The sequence below is a fragment of the Mycobacterium sp. E2497 genome, assembly GCF_001668695.1.
Classification (GTDB): Bacteria; Actinomycetota; Actinomycetes; order Mycobacteriales; family Mycobacteriaceae; genus Mycobacterium.
This window is the reverse complement of sequence record NZ_LZKD01000122.1, coordinates 1-16,137: the sequence shown is the minus strand read 5'-3', so window position 1 is coordinate 16,137 and position 16,137 is coordinate 1. Positions and strand designations below refer to the sequence as shown.

General features: G+C 66.1%; 15 protein-coding genes. 7 read left to right on the top strand and 8 right to left on the bottom strand.

What is annotated here, in order from left to right; genetic code table 11:
• Nucleotides 1-9 precede the first annotated feature (9 nt).
• Genes A5713_RS09470 through A5713_RS09460 form a run of 3 tightly spaced genes read right to left on the bottom strand, consistent with a single transcriptional unit; the run spans nucleotide 10 to nucleotide 3,130 of the window.
• The gene (locus tag A5713_RS09470) at nucleotides 10-1,083 is read right to left on the bottom strand and encodes an acyl-CoA dehydrogenase family protein (protein WP_068094893.1); all 1,074 of its coding nucleotides are present in this window, start codon (nucleotides 1,081-1,083) and stop codon (nucleotides 10-12) included.
• Nucleotides 1,080-2,228, bottom strand: a complete 1,149-nt coding sequence (locus tag A5713_RS09465) for an acyl-CoA dehydrogenase family protein (protein ID WP_068094888.1) — start codon at nucleotides 2,226-2,228, stop codon at nucleotides 1,080-1,082. The genes A5713_RS09470 and A5713_RS09465 overlap by 4 nt, the downstream gene beginning before the upstream one ends.
• An 8-nt stretch (nucleotides 2,229-2,236) precedes the next feature.
• Complete coding sequence (locus A5713_RS09460; protein WP_068094885.1) at nucleotides 2,237-3,130, bottom strand: SDR family oxidoreductase; 894 nt, start codon at nucleotides 3,128-3,130, stop codon at nucleotides 2,237-2,239.
• Between the two features lie 77 nt (nucleotides 3,131-3,207).
• Here A5713_RS09460 and A5713_RS09455 point away from each other — a divergent pair, with 77 nt between their 5' ends.
• The 3 genes from A5713_RS09455 to A5713_RS09445 all read left to right on the top strand — a co-directional run bounded on the left by A5713_RS09455 (nucleotide 3,208) and on the right by A5713_RS09445 (nucleotide 6,480).
• Complete coding sequence (locus A5713_RS09455; RefSeq protein ID WP_068094976.1) at nucleotides 3,208-4,425, top strand: Zn-ribbon domain-containing OB-fold protein; 1,218 nt, start codon at nucleotides 3,208-3,210, stop codon at nucleotides 4,423-4,425.
• 73 nt (nucleotides 4,426-4,498) lie between these two features.
• Complete coding sequence (locus A5713_RS09450) at nucleotides 4,499-5,659, top strand: beta-ketoacyl synthase N-terminal-like domain-containing protein (RefSeq protein WP_068094883.1); 1,161 nt, start codon at nucleotides 4,499-4,501, stop codon at nucleotides 5,657-5,659.
• 11 nt (nucleotides 5,660-5,670) lie between these two features.
• Nucleotides 5,671-6,480, top strand: a complete 810-nt coding sequence (locus A5713_RS09445) for an enoyl-CoA hydratase/isomerase family protein (protein ID WP_068094880.1) — start codon at nucleotides 5,671-5,673, stop codon at nucleotides 6,478-6,480.
• 144 nt (nucleotides 6,481-6,624) lie between these two features.
• Here the strand turns inward: A5713_RS09445 and A5713_RS09440 are convergent, their stop codons facing one another.
• The 5 genes from A5713_RS09440 to A5713_RS09420 all read right to left on the bottom strand — a co-directional run bounded on the left by A5713_RS09440 (nucleotide 6,625) and on the right by A5713_RS09420 (nucleotide 11,605).
• Complete coding sequence (locus A5713_RS09440) at nucleotides 6,625-7,461, bottom strand: PaaI family thioesterase (protein ID WP_068094878.1); 837 nt, start codon at nucleotides 7,459-7,461, stop codon at nucleotides 6,625-6,627.
• Complete coding sequence (locus tag A5713_RS09435) at nucleotides 7,458-8,198, bottom strand: FadR/GntR family transcriptional regulator (protein ID WP_068094875.1); 741 nt, start codon at nucleotides 8,196-8,198, stop codon at nucleotides 7,458-7,460. Before A5713_RS09435 ends, A5713_RS09440 begins: the two co-directional genes overlap by 4 nt.
• Before the next feature lie 102 nt (nucleotides 8,199-8,300).
• Entirely contained in the window at nucleotides 8,301-9,443 is a 1,143-nt protein-coding gene (locus A5713_RS09430; RefSeq protein ID WP_068094873.1) for an acyl-CoA dehydrogenase family protein, read from the bottom strand.
• A 6-nt stretch (nucleotides 9,444-9,449) separates the two neighbouring features.
• Nucleotides 9,450-10,400 carry an acyl-CoA dehydrogenase family protein gene (locus A5713_RS09425; protein WP_068094866.1) on the bottom strand — a complete coding sequence of 317 codons (951 nt, stop codon included), beginning with the start codon at nucleotides 10,398-10,400 and terminating at the stop codon, nucleotides 9,450-9,452.
• A gap of 44 nt (nucleotides 10,401-10,444) precedes the next feature.
• Entirely contained in the window at nucleotides 10,445-11,605 is a 1,161-nt protein-coding gene (locus A5713_RS09420) for an acyl-CoA dehydrogenase family protein (RefSeq protein WP_068094973.1), read from the bottom strand.
• A gap of 152 nt (nucleotides 11,606-11,757) precedes the next feature.
• On the opposite strand from A5713_RS09420, the gene A5713_RS09415 reads away from it, so the two are divergent.
• The 4 genes from A5713_RS09415 to A5713_RS09400 form a co-directional block, all read left to right on the top strand.
• Nucleotides 11,758-13,254 (top strand): aldehyde dehydrogenase family protein, encoded by a 1,497-nt coding sequence (locus A5713_RS09415; RefSeq protein ID WP_068094861.1) that lies wholly within the window; start codon nucleotides 11,758-11,760, stop codon nucleotides 13,252-13,254.
• Complete coding sequence (locus A5713_RS09410; RefSeq protein ID WP_068094858.1) at nucleotides 13,251-14,462, top strand: CaiB/BaiF CoA-transferase family protein; 1,212 nt, start codon at nucleotides 13,251-13,253, stop codon at nucleotides 14,460-14,462. Before A5713_RS09415 ends, A5713_RS09410 begins: the two co-directional genes overlap by 4 nt.
• Nucleotides 14,462-15,412: a VOC family protein gene (locus tag A5713_RS09405; protein WP_068094855.1), complete on the top strand. Its 951-nt coding sequence runs from the start codon at nucleotides 14,462-14,464 to the stop codon at nucleotides 15,410-15,412. Before A5713_RS09410 ends, A5713_RS09405 begins: the two co-directional genes overlap by 1 nt.
• 32 nt (nucleotides 15,413-15,444) lie before the next feature.
• Nucleotides 15,445-16,137 (top strand): enoyl-CoA hydratase/isomerase family protein (locus A5713_RS09400; protein WP_068094852.1); only part of this gene is annotated, 693 nt, incomplete at its 3' end.

Below are 16,137 nucleotides of genomic sequence, written 5' to 3'. Positions count from 1 at the left end.
CTGCACCGGTCACAAATTGCCGATTACCAGATCCCACGGATCGGGAGCGCTCAGGGCCATCCGCCCGAGCCGGCGCGCGTAGCCGGCCGTGGTGCCGTAGTCGCTGCTCCAGCTCTGTGCGCGCAGTGTCACGGCCGACAACGGATGTTCGGCGGTGACGCCGATGGCGCCGTGAAGCTGGTGGGCGATGGTCGTGACCGGTGTGACGGCCCGTCCGACGGCCACGCGTGCGACGGCAACCGCGTATTCGGTTTCGCGACAACTGAAGCCATATTCGGCGGCGGCCGCGACGGCCAGGGTGGCGGCGGCTCGAGCGCGTTCGATTTCGCCGGCCATCGCGGCAAGAGCATGCTGGACGGACTGGAACTTGCTCAGCGGCCGGCCGAATTGGATTCGTTCCGCGGTGTGCGCCACTGACATCGCTGCGGCGGCATCGAGTGCCCCGATGATCTGTACGCAGCGACACCATGAGCCGCGCAGCGACAACTCGTCGGCGACGGCCGGTTCGACGACGGCGAGCTCGCCGGCGGCTACGTCGAAGGTCAGTCGATCGCGTGGCTCTCCGGCCAGGTTGTGGCCCTCGGCCAGCTGGGCGGCATGGATGTCGACGACGCCCACGCGCGCCTCGTCGGGGCCTCGCGCGACCAACAGCACAGCCGCGCATGCGCGAGCCCACGGAACGTCACTCGCCGTTCCGCAGACGCGCCCCCCAGCAGCGTCCGCGTCGGCGATCGCGACGGTGAGTGGTCCTTCCGGCAGTTCGATGCCCGCCCGGTTTCCGAGCCAGCCTGCCAGAGCGTCGGTTTCGGCTAACGGGACCGCGCCCGTGTGCCGGGCGATGCCGGACAGTGCGATGGCGAGCTCAGCTGGCCCCGCGCCCAGATCCGCGGTGCTCGTCAACCGGGCCAGCCCCGTGTCCTCGAGGTTGCGCCACAGCTGCGCGTCGAATTGCTCGGGAATTCTGCGCTGACCGATCCGGGCATCGAACGATCGCCGCCCGATGTCGTCGACCAGCTGCCGCAGGTCGGCATGTTCGTCGTCGGCGGTGTCGGTGCCGAATACGCCCTTCGAAAACGCCGTCACCGCAGCCCCATTCCGCGTGCGACGACGCCGCGTAACACTTCGTTAGTGCCACCGCGCAAGGTGAACAGAGGCTTGTGCAGCGCCGCGCTGGCCGTCAGCGCGGCCAGTTCCGGTGTGGGCGTCATTTGGTCGAGCACGTCGGTGATCACCTCGATCGACTCTTGCTCGAACCGGGTGCCGAGGTCCTTGACCAGCGCCGCCTGGTTCGCCGCGTCCTTGTTCTCGCTGAGCGTGCGTGCCACCCACACCGACAGCTGCCGCAACGAGATCAGCCGTCCCAGAAGGTTTCCGACGATGCCGGCGGTGGTGTCATCGGTGTCGCCAGAGTTGCTCAACAGCCGGATCGCCGCCATGATCAGCGGTGCGGTCGACAGGATCCGTTCGGGCCCGCTGCGCTCGAAGGACAGTTCCGCGGTCACCTGGTGCCATCCCTTGCCGACCTCGCCCAGCACATCGCCGTCCGGCACGAAGACGTCTTCGAAGGCGACTTCGTTGAAATGATGGTCGCCGTTCATCAGCAAGATCGGTTCGATTCGCACGCCCTCGGCGTCACAGGGAACCAGGAACTGGCTGAAGCCTGCGTGCCGTCGTTGCGGGTCCGGTGGACTCGTCCTGGCGAGCACCACAACCTGATGGGCGTGGTGTGCCCCACTCGTCCAGACCTTGGTACCGGTGAGCAGCCAGCCGCCGTCGGTCTTGGTCGCCTTGGTCTGTACGGCTGCGAGGTCGGAGCCGGCGCCGTGTTCGCTCATGCCGATGGAGGAGTAGAAAGTTCCGGCGGCGATGCGTGGCAGCAGCCGCTGGCGCTGCTCCTCGCTGCCATAGGCCAGCAATCCGGGAACGACCTGTCGGTCGGCGACCCAGTGTGCGGCGATCGGGGCACCCGCGGCCAGCAATTCCTCGGTCACCACGTAGCGGTGGAGGTGGGTCATCCCTCGCCCGCCGTACTTCTCGGGGATGATCAGCCCGACAAGACCGGCCGCGCCGAGGCGCGCACTGAACCCCTCGTCCCACTGTCCCAGCCAGGAGTCGACGTCGGGCACCCAGCCGTATTCCGCCCGGTCAGCCTGCAGGAACTCCCGTACCGATGCACGGAGCTTGGCGAGCTCGGGTTCGTTGGCGCGCAGCGCGTCGAATTGAATCACGGTTCAATCTAAACCGTCGGCAGCGGCGTGGACGGCAGATAAAAGTTGGGCGCCAGGTCATCCTCGTGAGCGGCGAGTCGATAGCCGGCGAAGTCGTCGATGCCTTCCTCGCGCAGTACCTCCTCGTCGGTGTAGAAGTGGCCGGTGCAATCGGCGGGCCGGGTGATCAAGGCGTGCAGCGCGTCGGCCATGATTCGTGGGTCTCGCGCTTGCGCGCGCACTCCGTCGCCCATCGCGACGATCATCCCCGTGCTGGCCACAGTGACCGCTGGCCACAGCGAGTTCACCGCGATGGGTACCGACGCGAATTCCGCGGCCCAGCCGAGCGTCAACAGGCTTTCGGCGTACTTGCCGACCGTGTGGCCGACGTGTGCGCCTACCCAGCGTGGCTCGAGATTCACCGGAGGCGAGACGTTGACGATGTGGGCGTTGTCGGACTGCCGCAGGTATGGCAGCGCCGCCTGCACTACCGCGAAGGGCCCTTCGACATTGATCTCCAGCAGACGGCGGAAATTCTTGGCAGGCAGCTTCGAGGTGTTCCGCAGATCCAGTGCGCCCGCGTTGTTGACCACGGCGTCGATCCCGCCGAACGCCTCTGCCACGTCCGCCACGGCCGTTGCCACCGCTTCCGGATCACGGACGTCGCACACGACCTGCAATGGCCGGCCGCCGGCCTCGCGAACCGCGTCGGCCGACTCGCCGAGGGTGCCGGGCAGCTTGGCGTTCGGGGCATCGGTCTTCGCCAGTAGAGCAACGGCGGCGCCGTCGGCAGCCGCCCGTATCGCCATCGCGCGGCCGATGCCACGGCTGGCACCGGTCACCACCAGAACGCGGTCCTTCAGCGTGTGAGAACCCGATCTGTCCACCGTCTTGAGCTCCTCTCGCCCGGCGGGCGCGGACATGTACCGTTGAATGCTATAACTATATATCTCATTCGATGGACGACCGCGGCGGCCCCGTCGCACAGGAGCGAGGCACCATGACCCACGTCATCTCGATCGGCACCTACGCGCCGCCGTGGTGCAAGGGCGACCGTCGGGTCAAGGGACCAGACGAGGACGCGCTCACCATGGCTGTGGCGGCCGGCCGGGCGACCGACCCTGATGCTGTTGCCCGTCGCGTGGTCCTGGTCTCCCGCGACTTTCCGCTTATCGAAGGCGGCAACGGTGCGGTCCTGCTGGCCGCGCTGTCACTGCCGGCTGATACGCCGATCGCGGAGGTGCTCGGCGGCGCGCCGGCTGTCCTGGACCAGATCGTGACGGCGTCGCCCGGCACGCTGGTGATTGCGGCCGACGACAACGGCGCGGCGGTAGGCGCGGCTGCCGTGTTGACCGGCGACGGCGAACCCACTTTGTGCGTGGTCGGGCGTCAGACGAGGAGCCTGCCACTGGTGGCGCGCGGTGACGACGGCAGGCGTCATTCCTACGCCGACCCGCGCCTGCAGCGTGAGATCGGAATCCGCGGCACCATGAGCCGACTCGGGTTGGCGGGCGTCCCCGTCGTGGCCGCTGTGGCGGGCGTTCCGGCCGCGCAACTCGGTCGTCAAGTCGACGCGAAGGCGGCCGTGGAGGACCCTGGGGTGTCGGCCGCCGGGGTCATCAGGGTGATCGCCGAGGCGATCGGCAGCGGCACATCCGGCCTGGTGTTCGCGGCGGAACAGTCGACGATGAGCGTGGCGGAACTCAGCGGCGCGCCCGGACCGCGGATTGTCCGCGATGAGGTGCCCGCTCGCGAGCTTCCCGCCAGTCGGATCGCCGAGGGGGTGGGCATTCCCATCTCCCTGCCGGCGTACAGCCGTGCATTCGAGCCGAAGATCCGTTGGGAAGCGGCCATATTCGACGAACGGCCCGGCGTCGATTCCGCCCCGCAGTTCCCGCCCCGCGTCCGCGTGGACAATTCCGGTGTCCTCGCCGCCGAATACCGGCTGGAGCCGTTGCCGCGAACGGGCACCGTCTACACCCACACGACCATTCGGATCCCGGTGCCGGATCTCCCCAGCCCATACTCGTTGGCCGTCGTGCAACTCGACGACAGCCCGGTTCGGGTGCTGATGAAGGTGACCGGGGTTGCCGCGGGGGAGACGACGATCGGGCAGTCCGGTGCGGTGGTGTTGCGACGAATCGCCATCCGCGCCGGCATACCCGACTACGGATACGCGTTCTGGCCCGGCCGTAGCAAGGAAGGAATTCTCGCATGAGGACCCGAAGACGAGCGCGAGTGAGGATCGCAGCGAGGAACGAGCGAGGACCGGAGCGAGCGGGAGTCGAGGCATGAGGAACGTCGCCATCGTCGGTGCGGGCATGACCCCGTTCGCCGAACATTTCGAACTCGGCATCAAGGACCTGGTGCCGATGGCCTACGCCGAAGCCGTCGGCAACGTCGACAAAGGCATCGAGAAGTCCGAGATCGAGGCGGCGTGGTTCGGCGAGCTCTCGACCACCGACGGCTTCCCGTCGGGCATCCTCGCCGATACCCTGGACCTCACCGACATACCCGTCACTCGCGTCGAGAATGCCTGTGCCACAGGCAATGACGCGATCCGCAACGGGACCATGGCCATCGCGTCGGGTTTCTACGACGTGGTCCTCGTGGTGGGGGCGGACAAGGTGCGCGAGACCGCTTCCAACACCACCTTCTGGGACTGGGCGGCGATGACCCGCGACAACGCCTGGGATTACCCACTCGGTCTGGTGGCTCCTGCGAACTTCGCGCTGCACGTCACCCGGTATCTGCACGAGTCGCCGGCGACCAAGGAACACATGGCCATGGTCGCGGTGAAGAACCACTTCCATGCGCTGAAAAACCCCAAAGCCCAACTGCGCTATGAGATCAGTGTTGAGAAGGCGCTCGCCGCACCCATCGTGGTGGAACCCTTCGGCCTCTACGACTGCACACCGCAGAGCGACGGGGCGGCGGCGGTTATCTTGGCTGCCGAGGACGTAGTCGATCGCTACACGGATCGCCCGGTGTGGGTGCGCGGGGTGGGCATCGGTATGGATCGGGTGATGCATCAGCACAAGCAGGACATGACCACCTTTCCGCCGACCGTGCGGGCGGCGAAGTCGGCTATGCGGATGGCGGGGGTGACGCCGAGTGACATCGACGTGGCCGAGGTGCACGATTGCTTCACCGGGGTGGAACTGATCAGCTATGAGGACCTCGGCTTCGCCAGTAGGTTCGAGGCATACAAACTGGTCGAGGCGCGCGAGAATTACGTGGGCGGCTCGATACCGATCAATCCCAGCGGCGGCTTGAAGGCCAAGGGACACCCGCCGGGCGCCACCGGCGTCGCGCAGTGCTACGAGCTGTTCAACCAGCTCCGCGGCCAGGCGGAGAATCAGGTCGACGGCGCCCGTTTTGCCTTGGCGCACAACATCGGCGGTCCAACCGCGGTCTCCGCGGTGACCATCCTTTCAAACAAGAAAGACTGACGGGAAATCACATGACGGCTTCCGACATCGCCACCCTCGCCGGCTACGAGCAGTTCGCCCCATGGCTGCTGGTGGAAAAGCGCGGCAACGTTCACGTCGTGAGCATCAACCGGCCGGAGGCGCTCAACGCCGTCACCGAGGAGGTGCACCACGCATTCGCCACCATCTGGAAGGTGCTCGACGCCGACGTCGACGTCAAGGCCGTCGTGACCACCGGTGTCGGCAAGGCGTTCTCGGCAGGCGGGGATATGGTGATGTTCGGCCGCCTCATCGAAGACGAGGTGGCGCGCGCGTTTCAGATCCACGAGGCCCGCACCGTCTTCCTCGAGGTGATCAACTTTCCGAAGCCCTTGGTGTCCGCGGTCAACGGACCGGCGGTGGGGCTGGGTTGTTCGATTGCCCTGTTGTCCGACCTGCTGGTGATGGGGGAGAACAGCTACTTGGCCGACCCGCACGTCGCCGTTGGGCTCACTGCCGGGGACGGCGGCGCAGCCATGCTGCCCCTGCTGATCGGCATGATGAAAGCCAAGGAGTATGTGCTGCTTGGTGATCGGATCACCGCGTCGATCGCGGAGAAGCTGAATCTGGTCACCAAGGTCGTCCCCGACGACGCGGTGCTCGAGGAGGCGCTGGCACTCGGCGAGCGGTTCGCCGCACTGCCGCCGCAGGCTCTGCGGTCATCGAAGGTGGCGCTGAACATGCACCTTGCCCGGGCTGCTCAAGGTGTCCTGGAGTACGCCCTCGCCGAAGAACTGACGTCGTTCTCGACACCGGAGTTCAAGGAGCGAGTCGCCGCCTTCCGTGCGCGATCCAAGAAATAGCCGCTACTGCCGTGAGTCATAAATGGGCACGAGCACCTTGGGCCGTTCGTCCGGCTCGTGAATACGTCGAACGTGGGGGAAATGGACACATTTCCAACACTTTTCGTCCGTAGGGCCCACGCTCGACAATATGACAAGTAGTCGCTAGCGGTAGGCGGTGACGCGGGCGGTCAGCGCGGGCTTGCCGTCGTCTCCGATTGCGCGTGCGTCGGCGACGGCGGTGCTGCGCCCAATGCGCAGCGGCCCCGCTACGTAGCGAGACCGGTCGCCGGCGTAGAACGGACGCAGAAAGTTCACCCGCACCGACGCGGTGCGCATCGGCGCACCACCGGTGTTCACGGCCGCGGACGCGGCCAATTCGAGTCCCGCCGAAGCGACTCCGCCGTTGATGACGCCGACGGCGTTGTTGAGGAACGGGTCTACGTGCTGGCGCAGGACGCGCACGGCGTCGGCAGGCGGCAGGGGCTCCACGGCCATGAGTTCTGCCAGAGAGGTGTTGTGACTCTTGGCCACCGTCTCGGTCGGCTCGCTCAGGTCGAGCGCGTCGGGCGCGACGTAGTACGACCGCACGGTACCCCCGCCGATGACAACGCCGTCGCACGTCAGGGTGCACACCGAAAGCGCTGTCCCGCTGTCGCGAGGGCCGAGCGGCCGTCCGGACGCGACGACGGGGGAAGCGCCGATCGCGGTCGCCCGCTCGCTTCCCTCGGGACTCAGCTCGATGGCCAATTCCGTGGACACCGTCCACTCGGCGCCGCGATGCCGGAAGTGGTTGGACAATCCGCTGACCGCATCGATGAGCACGCCGAGTGGGCCGATGGTCGGCAGATTGGTGAAAGGATTGCGCATGCCCGCCAGCGGCATCGACATCTCCACGACGGCGGACTCCTGATCCGCGATCAATACCTCGATCCCGAACCGCCGAAGCAGATGGATCGGAGTCTCGATGTCATGGCCGGCGTCCCGGCTCACATCCGTCATTCGAGAAGGTCGACGACGGTGGACAATTCGGAACCCGTCAGCACGAATTCCTCCGCCTTCTGCAGGTGCTTCTTCCACAGCTCGCCGGCCTTCTCGGCCTCGCCCGCCTTGATCAGGTCCAGCACCATGCGGTGGGTCTTCGCGGACCGGCGGACCGCCTGCTCTGCGCGAGCACCTTCGGTGGGCTGCAGCGAGCGATTCGCCTTCTCGACGATGTGATGCAGCATGTCACTGACGATCTGCAAGGTCTTGTTGCCCGACAGGCGTGCGATGGCGGCGTGGAAGTCCGTCAGTTGGACCACGGCATCGCTGCCCGGTTTCAACTGCTCCTCGGCTTCGACGATCTTCTCCAACTCCGCGATCACTTTTGCGTTGCGCTCTTTGGCCAGCTGCACGACCATCGGCGTCTCGAGAGCCATTCGCGCGTCGTAGACGTCTTTGAGCGTCACGCCCTCGTACTCGAGAATCACTCCGGCATAACGGGCAAGCGTCTCGCGCCGCGGGCGGGTGACCCGGGCGCCGCCACGTACGCCACGCTGCACGACGATGAGCGACTCCGACTCGAGGACGCGGAATGCCTCGCGCAACGTCGGCCGTGACACGCCGAACCGCTCCATGAGTTCGGACTCCGGGGGGAGCATCGTCCCTTCGGCGATCTCGCCGCGGATGAACATCCTGCGCAGCACGGTGGCCACGCGATCGGCCATCTTCGGCTCGCGAAGGCTGGTGACCTCCATATCGACCCTCCACGGATAGTCGTAATCAACTAACTGTTTGAAGGTTAGCCGACCGGGCCTGCCCAAGCCGTCAGCGCGCACCCTCAGTGAGCAAGCTCATCGTCAAAAGCCCATCGCGCGGCCCATCAGGTCCTTCATGATCTCCGTGGTGCCCGCATAAAGCCGCTGCACCCGCGAGTCACGCCACAGCCGCGCCACCTCGTATTCGTTGATGTAGCCGTAGCCGCCGTGCAGCTGCAGGCACCGATCGAGGATCTCCCACTGCACCTCGGAGGTCCACCATTTCAGGCCCGCCGCGTCGGCGTCGGAGAGGGCGCCCTCGTTGACCGCGAGCACGCACTGGTCGAGATACGTCTGCGCGGCATCGAGTTTCACCTGCATCTCGGCGATGAAGTGCCGGTTGACTTGGAACGTACCGATCGGCTGGCCGAAGGCCGTGCGCTCCAGTGCATAAGCCTTGGTGAGCTCGAGTGCTCGCCGCGCTGCGGGTAACGCATAGCAGGCCACACCGACTCGCTCGAAGGGCAGGTTGGACACCAGATGATAGAAGCCGCGATTCAGCTCCCCCACGAGGTTCTCCTTCGGCACTCTGACGTTGTCGAAGAACAACTCTGCGGTGTCAGCGGAGAACTGCCCGATCTTGTCGAGTTTGCGACCGCGGGTAAAACCCTCCATACCGTCTTCGATCATCAGCAGGCTGATGCCTTTGCGCCCCGCCGCCGGATCGGTCTTCACCGCTGCGAGCACGAGCTTCGACAGCAGACCGTTGCTGATGAACGTCTTCTGCCCGTTGACGATCCAGTGATCGCCCTCGTCGCGGGCGGTGGTCTTGATGCCGGCAAGATCGGACCCCGCCGCCGGCTCGGACATCGCAATCGAACCGATGTACTCCCCGGAGATGAACTTCGGCAGCCAACGCGCCTTCTGTTCCTCGGTGGTCAAGCCGTTGAGATACGGCATCAGGATGTCGTTCTGGACACCGAGGCCGATGCCGACGGAGCCGGTCATGAACATCTCCTCGGAGATGATCTGGTTGAACCGGAAGTCCTTCACACCGAGTCCGCCGTACTTCTCGTCGAACTCCCAGCCGATCAGACCATGCTCGCCCGCGGCCAGCCACGCCTCACGGCTGACCTTGCCGTCGCGTTCCCACTTCTCCACGTTGGGAACGCACTCTCGCTCGAAGAACTCCCGCGCGGTGGCGCGGAAGTCGTCGTGTACCTCGTCGAAAATGTTGCGGCGCATGATTCCTCAGTCCAGGTTGATGATCGCGGGAAGGGCGCGTCCGGGCGCGAAGGTGTCGAACAGGCGGTCGCCCAGCAGCGACTCCAGCTGCGAGTAGGAGCCGCACAGCGCATCGATCTGAAAGCCTCGCTTCACGTATCGATGGAGGTCGTGTTCGGCGGTCAACCCGACCGCCCCGCACACCTGCAAGACGGCATCGGCGACGCCGCGGTGTGCCCGACCCGCTGCAACCTTCGCGGCTTGGGCCGACAACACCCCGCCGTAGCGCCACGAGTCCTCGAGAAGTGCCCGCGCGCCTTCCAATTTGGCCGCGGCAGCCGCCAGGGCATGGCGGGGGGACTGCAACGAGCCGATCGGCGAACCGAACTGGACGCGGACGCTGACGTGTTCGACGGCGATGTGCAGTGCCTGGTCCGCCAACGCCACGAGTTCGGTCGCCAGCGAGCGATGCGCCGCCGCGATCGCGCGGCCCCACTCGGTTGACGCCTCGATGAGGTGGCCGTCGGCGGCTCCCTCGACGTGACTCCAGATCACACTTGCGTCGAATGTGTCGAGTCGTTCACTTCGCAGCTGGTCGGCGTCGACGACGGCGACGGAGACCGTTCCCATGGCGCCAGAGACCGGAACCAGGACGCGGCCGCGTGGCGGACCGAGCAGGATGCCTTTTACGTGACCCTCGTTCGAACTGGGCGTGGACCCGTGGGACAGCGCGGGCAGCACGACGGCATCAACCGGCGAATCCACCAACGACGCCAGTTCGGCCAGCATGACGCGGTCCAGCGCGTCGGTCAGCGCCAGGGTCCGCCCCTGCGCCCGGAACAACAGCGCACACGCGTCCACCGGGTATTCGGATTCAATGTCCGACCAGCCGAGCTCGGCCAGCAGCGGACCGATGGCGACATGGTCCTGCTTGGCCGCGATTTCCTCGAACAGGCGGAAAACCGCCTCTTCGATCATGGGCCACGATTCGTCGGTTGGATTTGCCCCTCGCATGCGCAGGGTCACGATGCGCGCCTTTCCTTCGGCAACCCGAGAATGTGGTCGGCGATGAGCCCGCGCTGAACCTCGGCGGTGCCGCCCATGATCGTGGCGGCCCGCGAGTACCACCACTCCGCGCGGGCGGTGTCGAGCTCGGCGGTGCCACCCCCGGTGCCGACCATCATGTGGTCTCGCGCGACGTCAAGGATCAGGTCGTTGACCGCGCGCTCGGCCTCGCTGCAGAGCAGCTTGTCGATGCTGCTCTCGGGGCCCACGGACTCGCCGGCGGCCAGCTTGCGCACGGTGGTGGCGGCACGCGCCTGCGCCGTGATGACGTCGACATAGACGCGCGCGAACCGTTCCCGCTCGGCCGAACCCGTCCCACGGGCGACCATGTATTCGCGCAGCCGTCCCAACTCCATCAGCACCTTGTTCAGCGCCGCGTAGCCGTACATGCCGCGCTCGTACTGCATCAGGAACATCGTCACGGCCCAGCCGGCGCCGACCTCGCCGACCAGCCGTTCCGGTAGCACCCGGACGTCGTCGAAGAACACCTCGGCGAGTTCGCGCCGCCCGCTGGCCAACGCGATCGGCCGCACCGTCACGCCGGGTGCGTCCGTGTCGATCAGCATCATCGTCAGGCCGCGGTGTCTGCTCTCCGGCGACCCGGTGCGGACGAGGACGCAGAGCCGCTTGGCCGTGCCGCCTTGAGAAGTCCAGATCTTCTGGCCGTTGACGACAAATCCCCCCTCGCCGTCGTCGGTCGCCCGGGTGCGCAGGGAGGCCAGGTCGCTGCCGGACTCCGGCTCGGAAAAGCCCTGTCCCCACCATTCGGTGCCGTCGAGGTAGCGGGGAAGGTACTCGCCGGCCAGGTGTGGGGCGAACTTCAGGATCGCCGGGCCCATCACCTCCAAGGTCCACGCCTGCGCCGGGATCGGAAGCATGGCGTTCGCGAGTTCCTCGTAGAGGACGGCACGGTGAATCTCGTTGCCGCCCAAGCCACCGGCCACCTCGGGCCAGCCGTAGCGGTTCCAGCCATCGGCGTGCAACCGTGCCATTACCGCCGCATCATGCTCGAGCCCGTCCTCGGCGGTCGCGTACGCAGCGGCGCGCCATTCGTCGGCGCAGTCGAGGCTGCGCAGATACTGGCGTAGATCTTGGCGGAAGATCGCGACCTGCGACACGTAGTCGACACCGCTCCCGGTGTCGTCGACGGCGTCAAGCACTGCGCACCCCTTGTTCAGTAATGGGATCCAGCCTAGGCTCGAATCAGCTAAACAGTTATCTATAAGAGGTACACTAGGCCGCGCCCACAGTCCAGCAGGAGGAAATGCCAATGACGGCATCGCCGGTTGACGCAACAACCGTCCAGTTCAACCCTGAAACTCGTCTCTATATTGACGGCAGGCTGCGGGACTCGTCCACGGGCAAGACCGTCGACAACGTCAACCCGGCGACCGAAGAGGTGCTCGGAACCTGCACGGATGCGGGCGCCGAGGACATGGAACAGGCGATCGCGGCCGCCCGGCGCGCATTCGACAGCACCGACTGGTCGACCGACCACGAATTCCGGAAGCGCTGCCTGCTGCAGCTGCACAACGCGTTGCAGGAGGAGAAGGAGGACATCCGCGCCGAACTGATCGCCGAGGTCGGGTCGACGGTGGGGATGACCTATATCGCGCAACTGGAGTGGCCGTTGGCCGACGCGGTGAGGTGGCCCGCGGAGTACATCTCGAAGTTCGCGTGGGAGCGGATGCTCGACCAGGACGCCAAGATGGGGGTTCCGTACAACCGCGTCGTCGTCAAGGAGGCGATGGGGGTGGTCGGAGCCATCACCCCGTGGAATTTCCCGTTCGAGATCATCAGCAACAAGGTCGGCCAGATTCTGGCCACCGGAAACACCATGGTCCTCAAGCCGGCGATCGAGACGCCGTGGAGCGCGCTGCGGTGGGGCCGGATCATCGCCGAGAAGACCGACATCCCGCCCGGTGTGGTCAACATCGTTGCGGCGTCCGACAACAACGTCGCTCAGGTACTCGCCACCGATCCGCGGATCGACATGGTGTCCTTCACCGGTTCGACGGCGGTGGGCAAGCTCATCCAGCGCCTGTCCGCGGACACGATGAAGCGCAACATGCTCGAACTCGGCGGCAAGTCGGCGTACCTGGTGCTCGACGACGCCGATCTCGACATGGCGTTGCCCGGATGCATTGGCGCGCTGATGCATTCCGGCCAGGGCTGCGCGCTCGCCACCCGAATGCTGGTGCCGCGCTCGCTGTACGGGCAAGCCGTCGAGGTGGCCACCGCCACCTTCGGTGCGCTCAGCGTCGGTGACCCGTCGGATCCGAACACCTTCTGCGGACCGCTGGTGTCGGCCAAGCAGCGGGACCGGGTGCTCAACTACATCGAGGCCGCCAAGCGCGAGGGTGGCCGCGTCACCGTCGGTGGGGGGGTGCCGGACGGATTGGACCGCGGCTACTTCGTGGCGCCGACGGTCGTTGCGGACGTCGAACCGGCTCACACGATCTTCCAGGAGGAGGTCTTCGGCCCGGTCCTTTCGATCACCCCGTACGAGGGCGGCGACGACGCCGCCGTCGAGTTGGCGAACAACTCCCGCTACGGTCTGGCCGGCGCCATCATGGGCTCCACCGAGCGGGCCATGGCCGTCGCGCGTCGCATCCGCACCGGCTCGCTGATGATCAACACCGGCATGTATTACGGCGCCGACGCGCCGTTCGGCGGCTACAAGATGAGTGGCATCGGGCGCCAGAACGGCCACGAGGGCTTCGAACAGTACCTGCAAACCAAGACGATCGGATATCCCCTCGCATGACCGACATCCTCAATGGGGTTCGCGTAGTCGAACTCGCCGCGTGGAGCTTCGTCCCGGCAGCGGGTGCAGTGCTCGCCGACTGGGGCGCCGATGTCATCAAGGTGGAGCACCCGGAGACCGGTGATCCACAGCGCGGGCTGATCAGCTCGGGGATCGTCACGGGCGCCGGGGGCGTCAACCACTTCATCGAGCAGCCGAACCGGGGCAAGCGCAGCATCGGCCTGGACTCGTCGAGCCCCGAGGGTCTCGAGGTGTTGATGAAACTCATCGAAACCGCTGATGTGTTCCTGACGAATCTGCTGCCGGACTCGCGCCAGCGGATGGGCATCGACGTCGAGCAAGTGCGCGCCCGCAACCCGAAAATCATCTATGCCCGCGGCCACGGCTACGGAACCAAGGGCGACCTCGCGACGCAGGGCGGTTTCGACTTGGCCGCCTATTGGGCACGTGGGGGGATCGGCGAGGCCTACGCCGCCGGTGACGGCTCGTACCCGCCGGTGCAGCGGCCCGCATTCGGCGACGTGTATGGCGGGTTTGCCATCGCCTCCGGCATCGTGGGCGCACTGTACAAGCGCGAACGCACGGGGGAGCCGTCGGTGGTGGACGTGTCGCTCCTCAGTTCGGCGATCTGGCAGTTGGGCCCCGACATCGTCGGCGCGGGCATCACCGGACACGACATCCCGAAGTTCCAGTTGGCGGAGATGCCCAATCCGGTGGCCAGCATCTACCAGACGCGCGACGGGCGCCATCTCGCCTTCGTGCTGCTGCAGGCGGACCGGTTCTGGGCCGACTTCTGCACGCGACTCGGGCGGCCCGACCTGATCGCCGATGAGCGGTTCGCCAACGCCATGGTGCGGTTCCAAAACCGCGCCGAGTGCATCGTCGAACTGCGAAAGACGATCGGCCAGCATGACCTGGCGCACTGGGAGGGGGCGTTCAAGGGCTTCGACGGCGTGTGGGACGTGATGCGCACCGCGCGCGAGATCCACGACGACCCACAGGTGCTGGCCAACGGTTACCTGCCCCGCACCACCGACGCCAACGGCAATGAATTCGCGCTCGCGGGCAGCCCAGTGCAGTTCGACGAGACGCCTCTGGAATTGAGATGCGCGCCGGGACACGGCGAGCACACCGATGCGCTGTTGGCCGAGCTGGGCTTCAGCGAGGACGACATCATCGATCTCAAAGTCAAATCGGTTGTGCTGTAGTGGCATCCGATGACCTGGCCCGCAGATTCCTGCACGTCAATCTGAACTGTGAGTCCTTAGACGCGACCGAGCGACTCTACTCGGGCATTCTGGGACTGTCGGCGAGGATGCGCACCGACCCGACGGTGCCAACCAACGGCGCCATCCTCGGCATCGACGACGAAACGTACTGTTCCACTGCGTTCCTCTACGATGCGCGGGGAGGACGCAACGGCTGTGCGCTGGAGGCGATCGAGTTCGAATCCCCGCCGCTGGCGCGCGACGAACGCACCGAACCGACCAGACCGGGCATTCGCGCGGCGCTCATGTGGGTCGCCGATCTGGACAATGCGATTGTGGCCTTGCGCGATTCGGGACTATCGGTCGGCGATCCGGTTGACGGGCTCATCTCGGACGCGAAATCGGTACTCGCACTCGATCCCGACGGAGTTGTCGTCGAGTTGGCCCAGGCCCCAGGCGATCTGGATGCGTCGGACGGGGCCCTGTTCTCCGGGGTGCAGATCATGGCCATTGACGCCCCCGCCACCGCCGAGTTTTTAACGGCGATCGGCTTCGTCGAAGTGGAAGCGCCGAAGACGGTACCGGTTTCGGCTAACCAATTGGCGCCCAGAGGTTCTGCCGATTCGGTCGAATGTCTGGTCGCGCGGTTCGCGCTCCCCGAGGACCGACAGCGGTTCGCCGTCACGGTGGTCCAGCATCCAGAAACGGCGACTGACGCACCGGTGCCGTGGGGCGGCAACCGTCAAGGTCTGTATCGTTGCGCACTGCGGGTCGAGAACGTGGAGAAGGCGCTGGCGGCTGTGCCGAAATCGGTTGAACAGGTGGGTGATCCGGTGTGGTGCCCGCTACCGGGAACCAAGATCGACGGGCTGTACATCGCGTTTCTGCGGTCACCGGATGGCGTGGTGTTCGAGTTCGTCGAGCGACCGCTGAAGTTTTTCAGCAAGTGACCCAACGCGGAATTCAACGATCGAGGAGTGATATGTCGGCCGAACTCAACGAACTCAGCCCCCGCCCGCCTGACGGTGACTGGCTGGGCACGCCCTTTCTGAGATTCGAACGCGAGGGTGGCTTCGCGGTCCTGGTGCTCGACCGCCCGGCGGCACGCAATGCGATGACTCCGGCGATGTACTTCGGTATTCGCTACGCCATCTCGCGGGTCAATTCGGACGAGAACCTCGCGGGGCTGCTGATCACCGGCACAGGCGATGTATTCGCCCCTGGCGGCGATCTCGCCCAAGGCGCCGAGGACAATTGGATGGACTTCGCCGCGACGTTGGGCATGGACGTCACACCGTTCGACACTCTGCGCCAGTCGGCAAAGCCCGTCGTCGCCGCTGTGAACGGTCTCGCTCAGGGTGGCGGACTCCAGATCGCGCTTTGCAGTGACATGGCTGTGGTCAGCGACCGGGCGACGTTCCGAGTGCCCGAGTTGTACCGCGGAATTGCGGACACCTATTACAGCCACATGCTCGCCAGGGTGATCGGACCTGTTCGCACGCGGGATTTGATGTTCACCGGCCGGGTGTTGTCCGCCGAGGAGGCGGTTGACTGGGGTCTGGTCGCCCGGATGGTTCCCCACGACGACCTGATGGAAGCCGCGCGCGACGTTCTCGCCCAGTGCTGTCGGACGGCGCCGCAGGCGCGTGCCCTCATCAAGTCCAGTCTCGACAAC

Coding starts and splice junctions, on each gene's coding strand:
- A5713_RS09450 (WP_068094883.1), top strand. CDS start 4,499: ATGAGGAACGTCGCCATCGTCGGTGCGGGCATGACCCCGTTCGCCGAA.
- A5713_RS09425 (WP_068094866.1), bottom strand. CDS start 10,400: ATGATCGAAGAGGCGGTTTTCCGCCTGTTCGAGGAAATCGCGGCCAAG.
- A5713_RS09410 (WP_068094858.1), top strand. CDS start 13,251: ATGACCGACATCCTCAATGGGGTTCGCGTAGTCGAACTCGCCGCGTGG.
- A5713_RS09445 (WP_068094880.1), top strand. CDS start 5,671: ATGACGGCTTCCGACATCGCCACCCTCGCCGGCTACGAGCAGTTCGCC.
- A5713_RS09415 (WP_068094861.1), top strand. CDS start 11,758: ATGACGGCATCGCCGGTTGACGCAACAACCGTCCAGTTCAACCCTGAA.
- A5713_RS09455 (WP_068094976.1), top strand. CDS start 3,208: ATGACCCACGTCATCTCGATCGGCACCTACGCGCCGCCGTGGTGCAAG.
- A5713_RS09460 (WP_068094885.1), bottom strand. CDS start 3,130: ATGTCCGCGCCCGCCGGGCGAGAGGAGCTCAAGACGGTGGACAGATCG.
- A5713_RS09430 (WP_068094873.1), bottom strand. CDS start 9,443: ATGCGCCGCAACATTTTCGACGAGGTACACGACGACTTCCGCGCCACC.
- A5713_RS09435 (WP_068094875.1), bottom strand. CDS start 8,198: ATGGAGGTCACCAGCCTTCGCGAGCCGAAGATGGCCGATCGCGTGGCC.
- A5713_RS09440 (WP_068094878.1), bottom strand. CDS start 7,461: ATGACGGATGTGAGCCGGGACGCCGGCCATGACATCGAGACTCCGATC.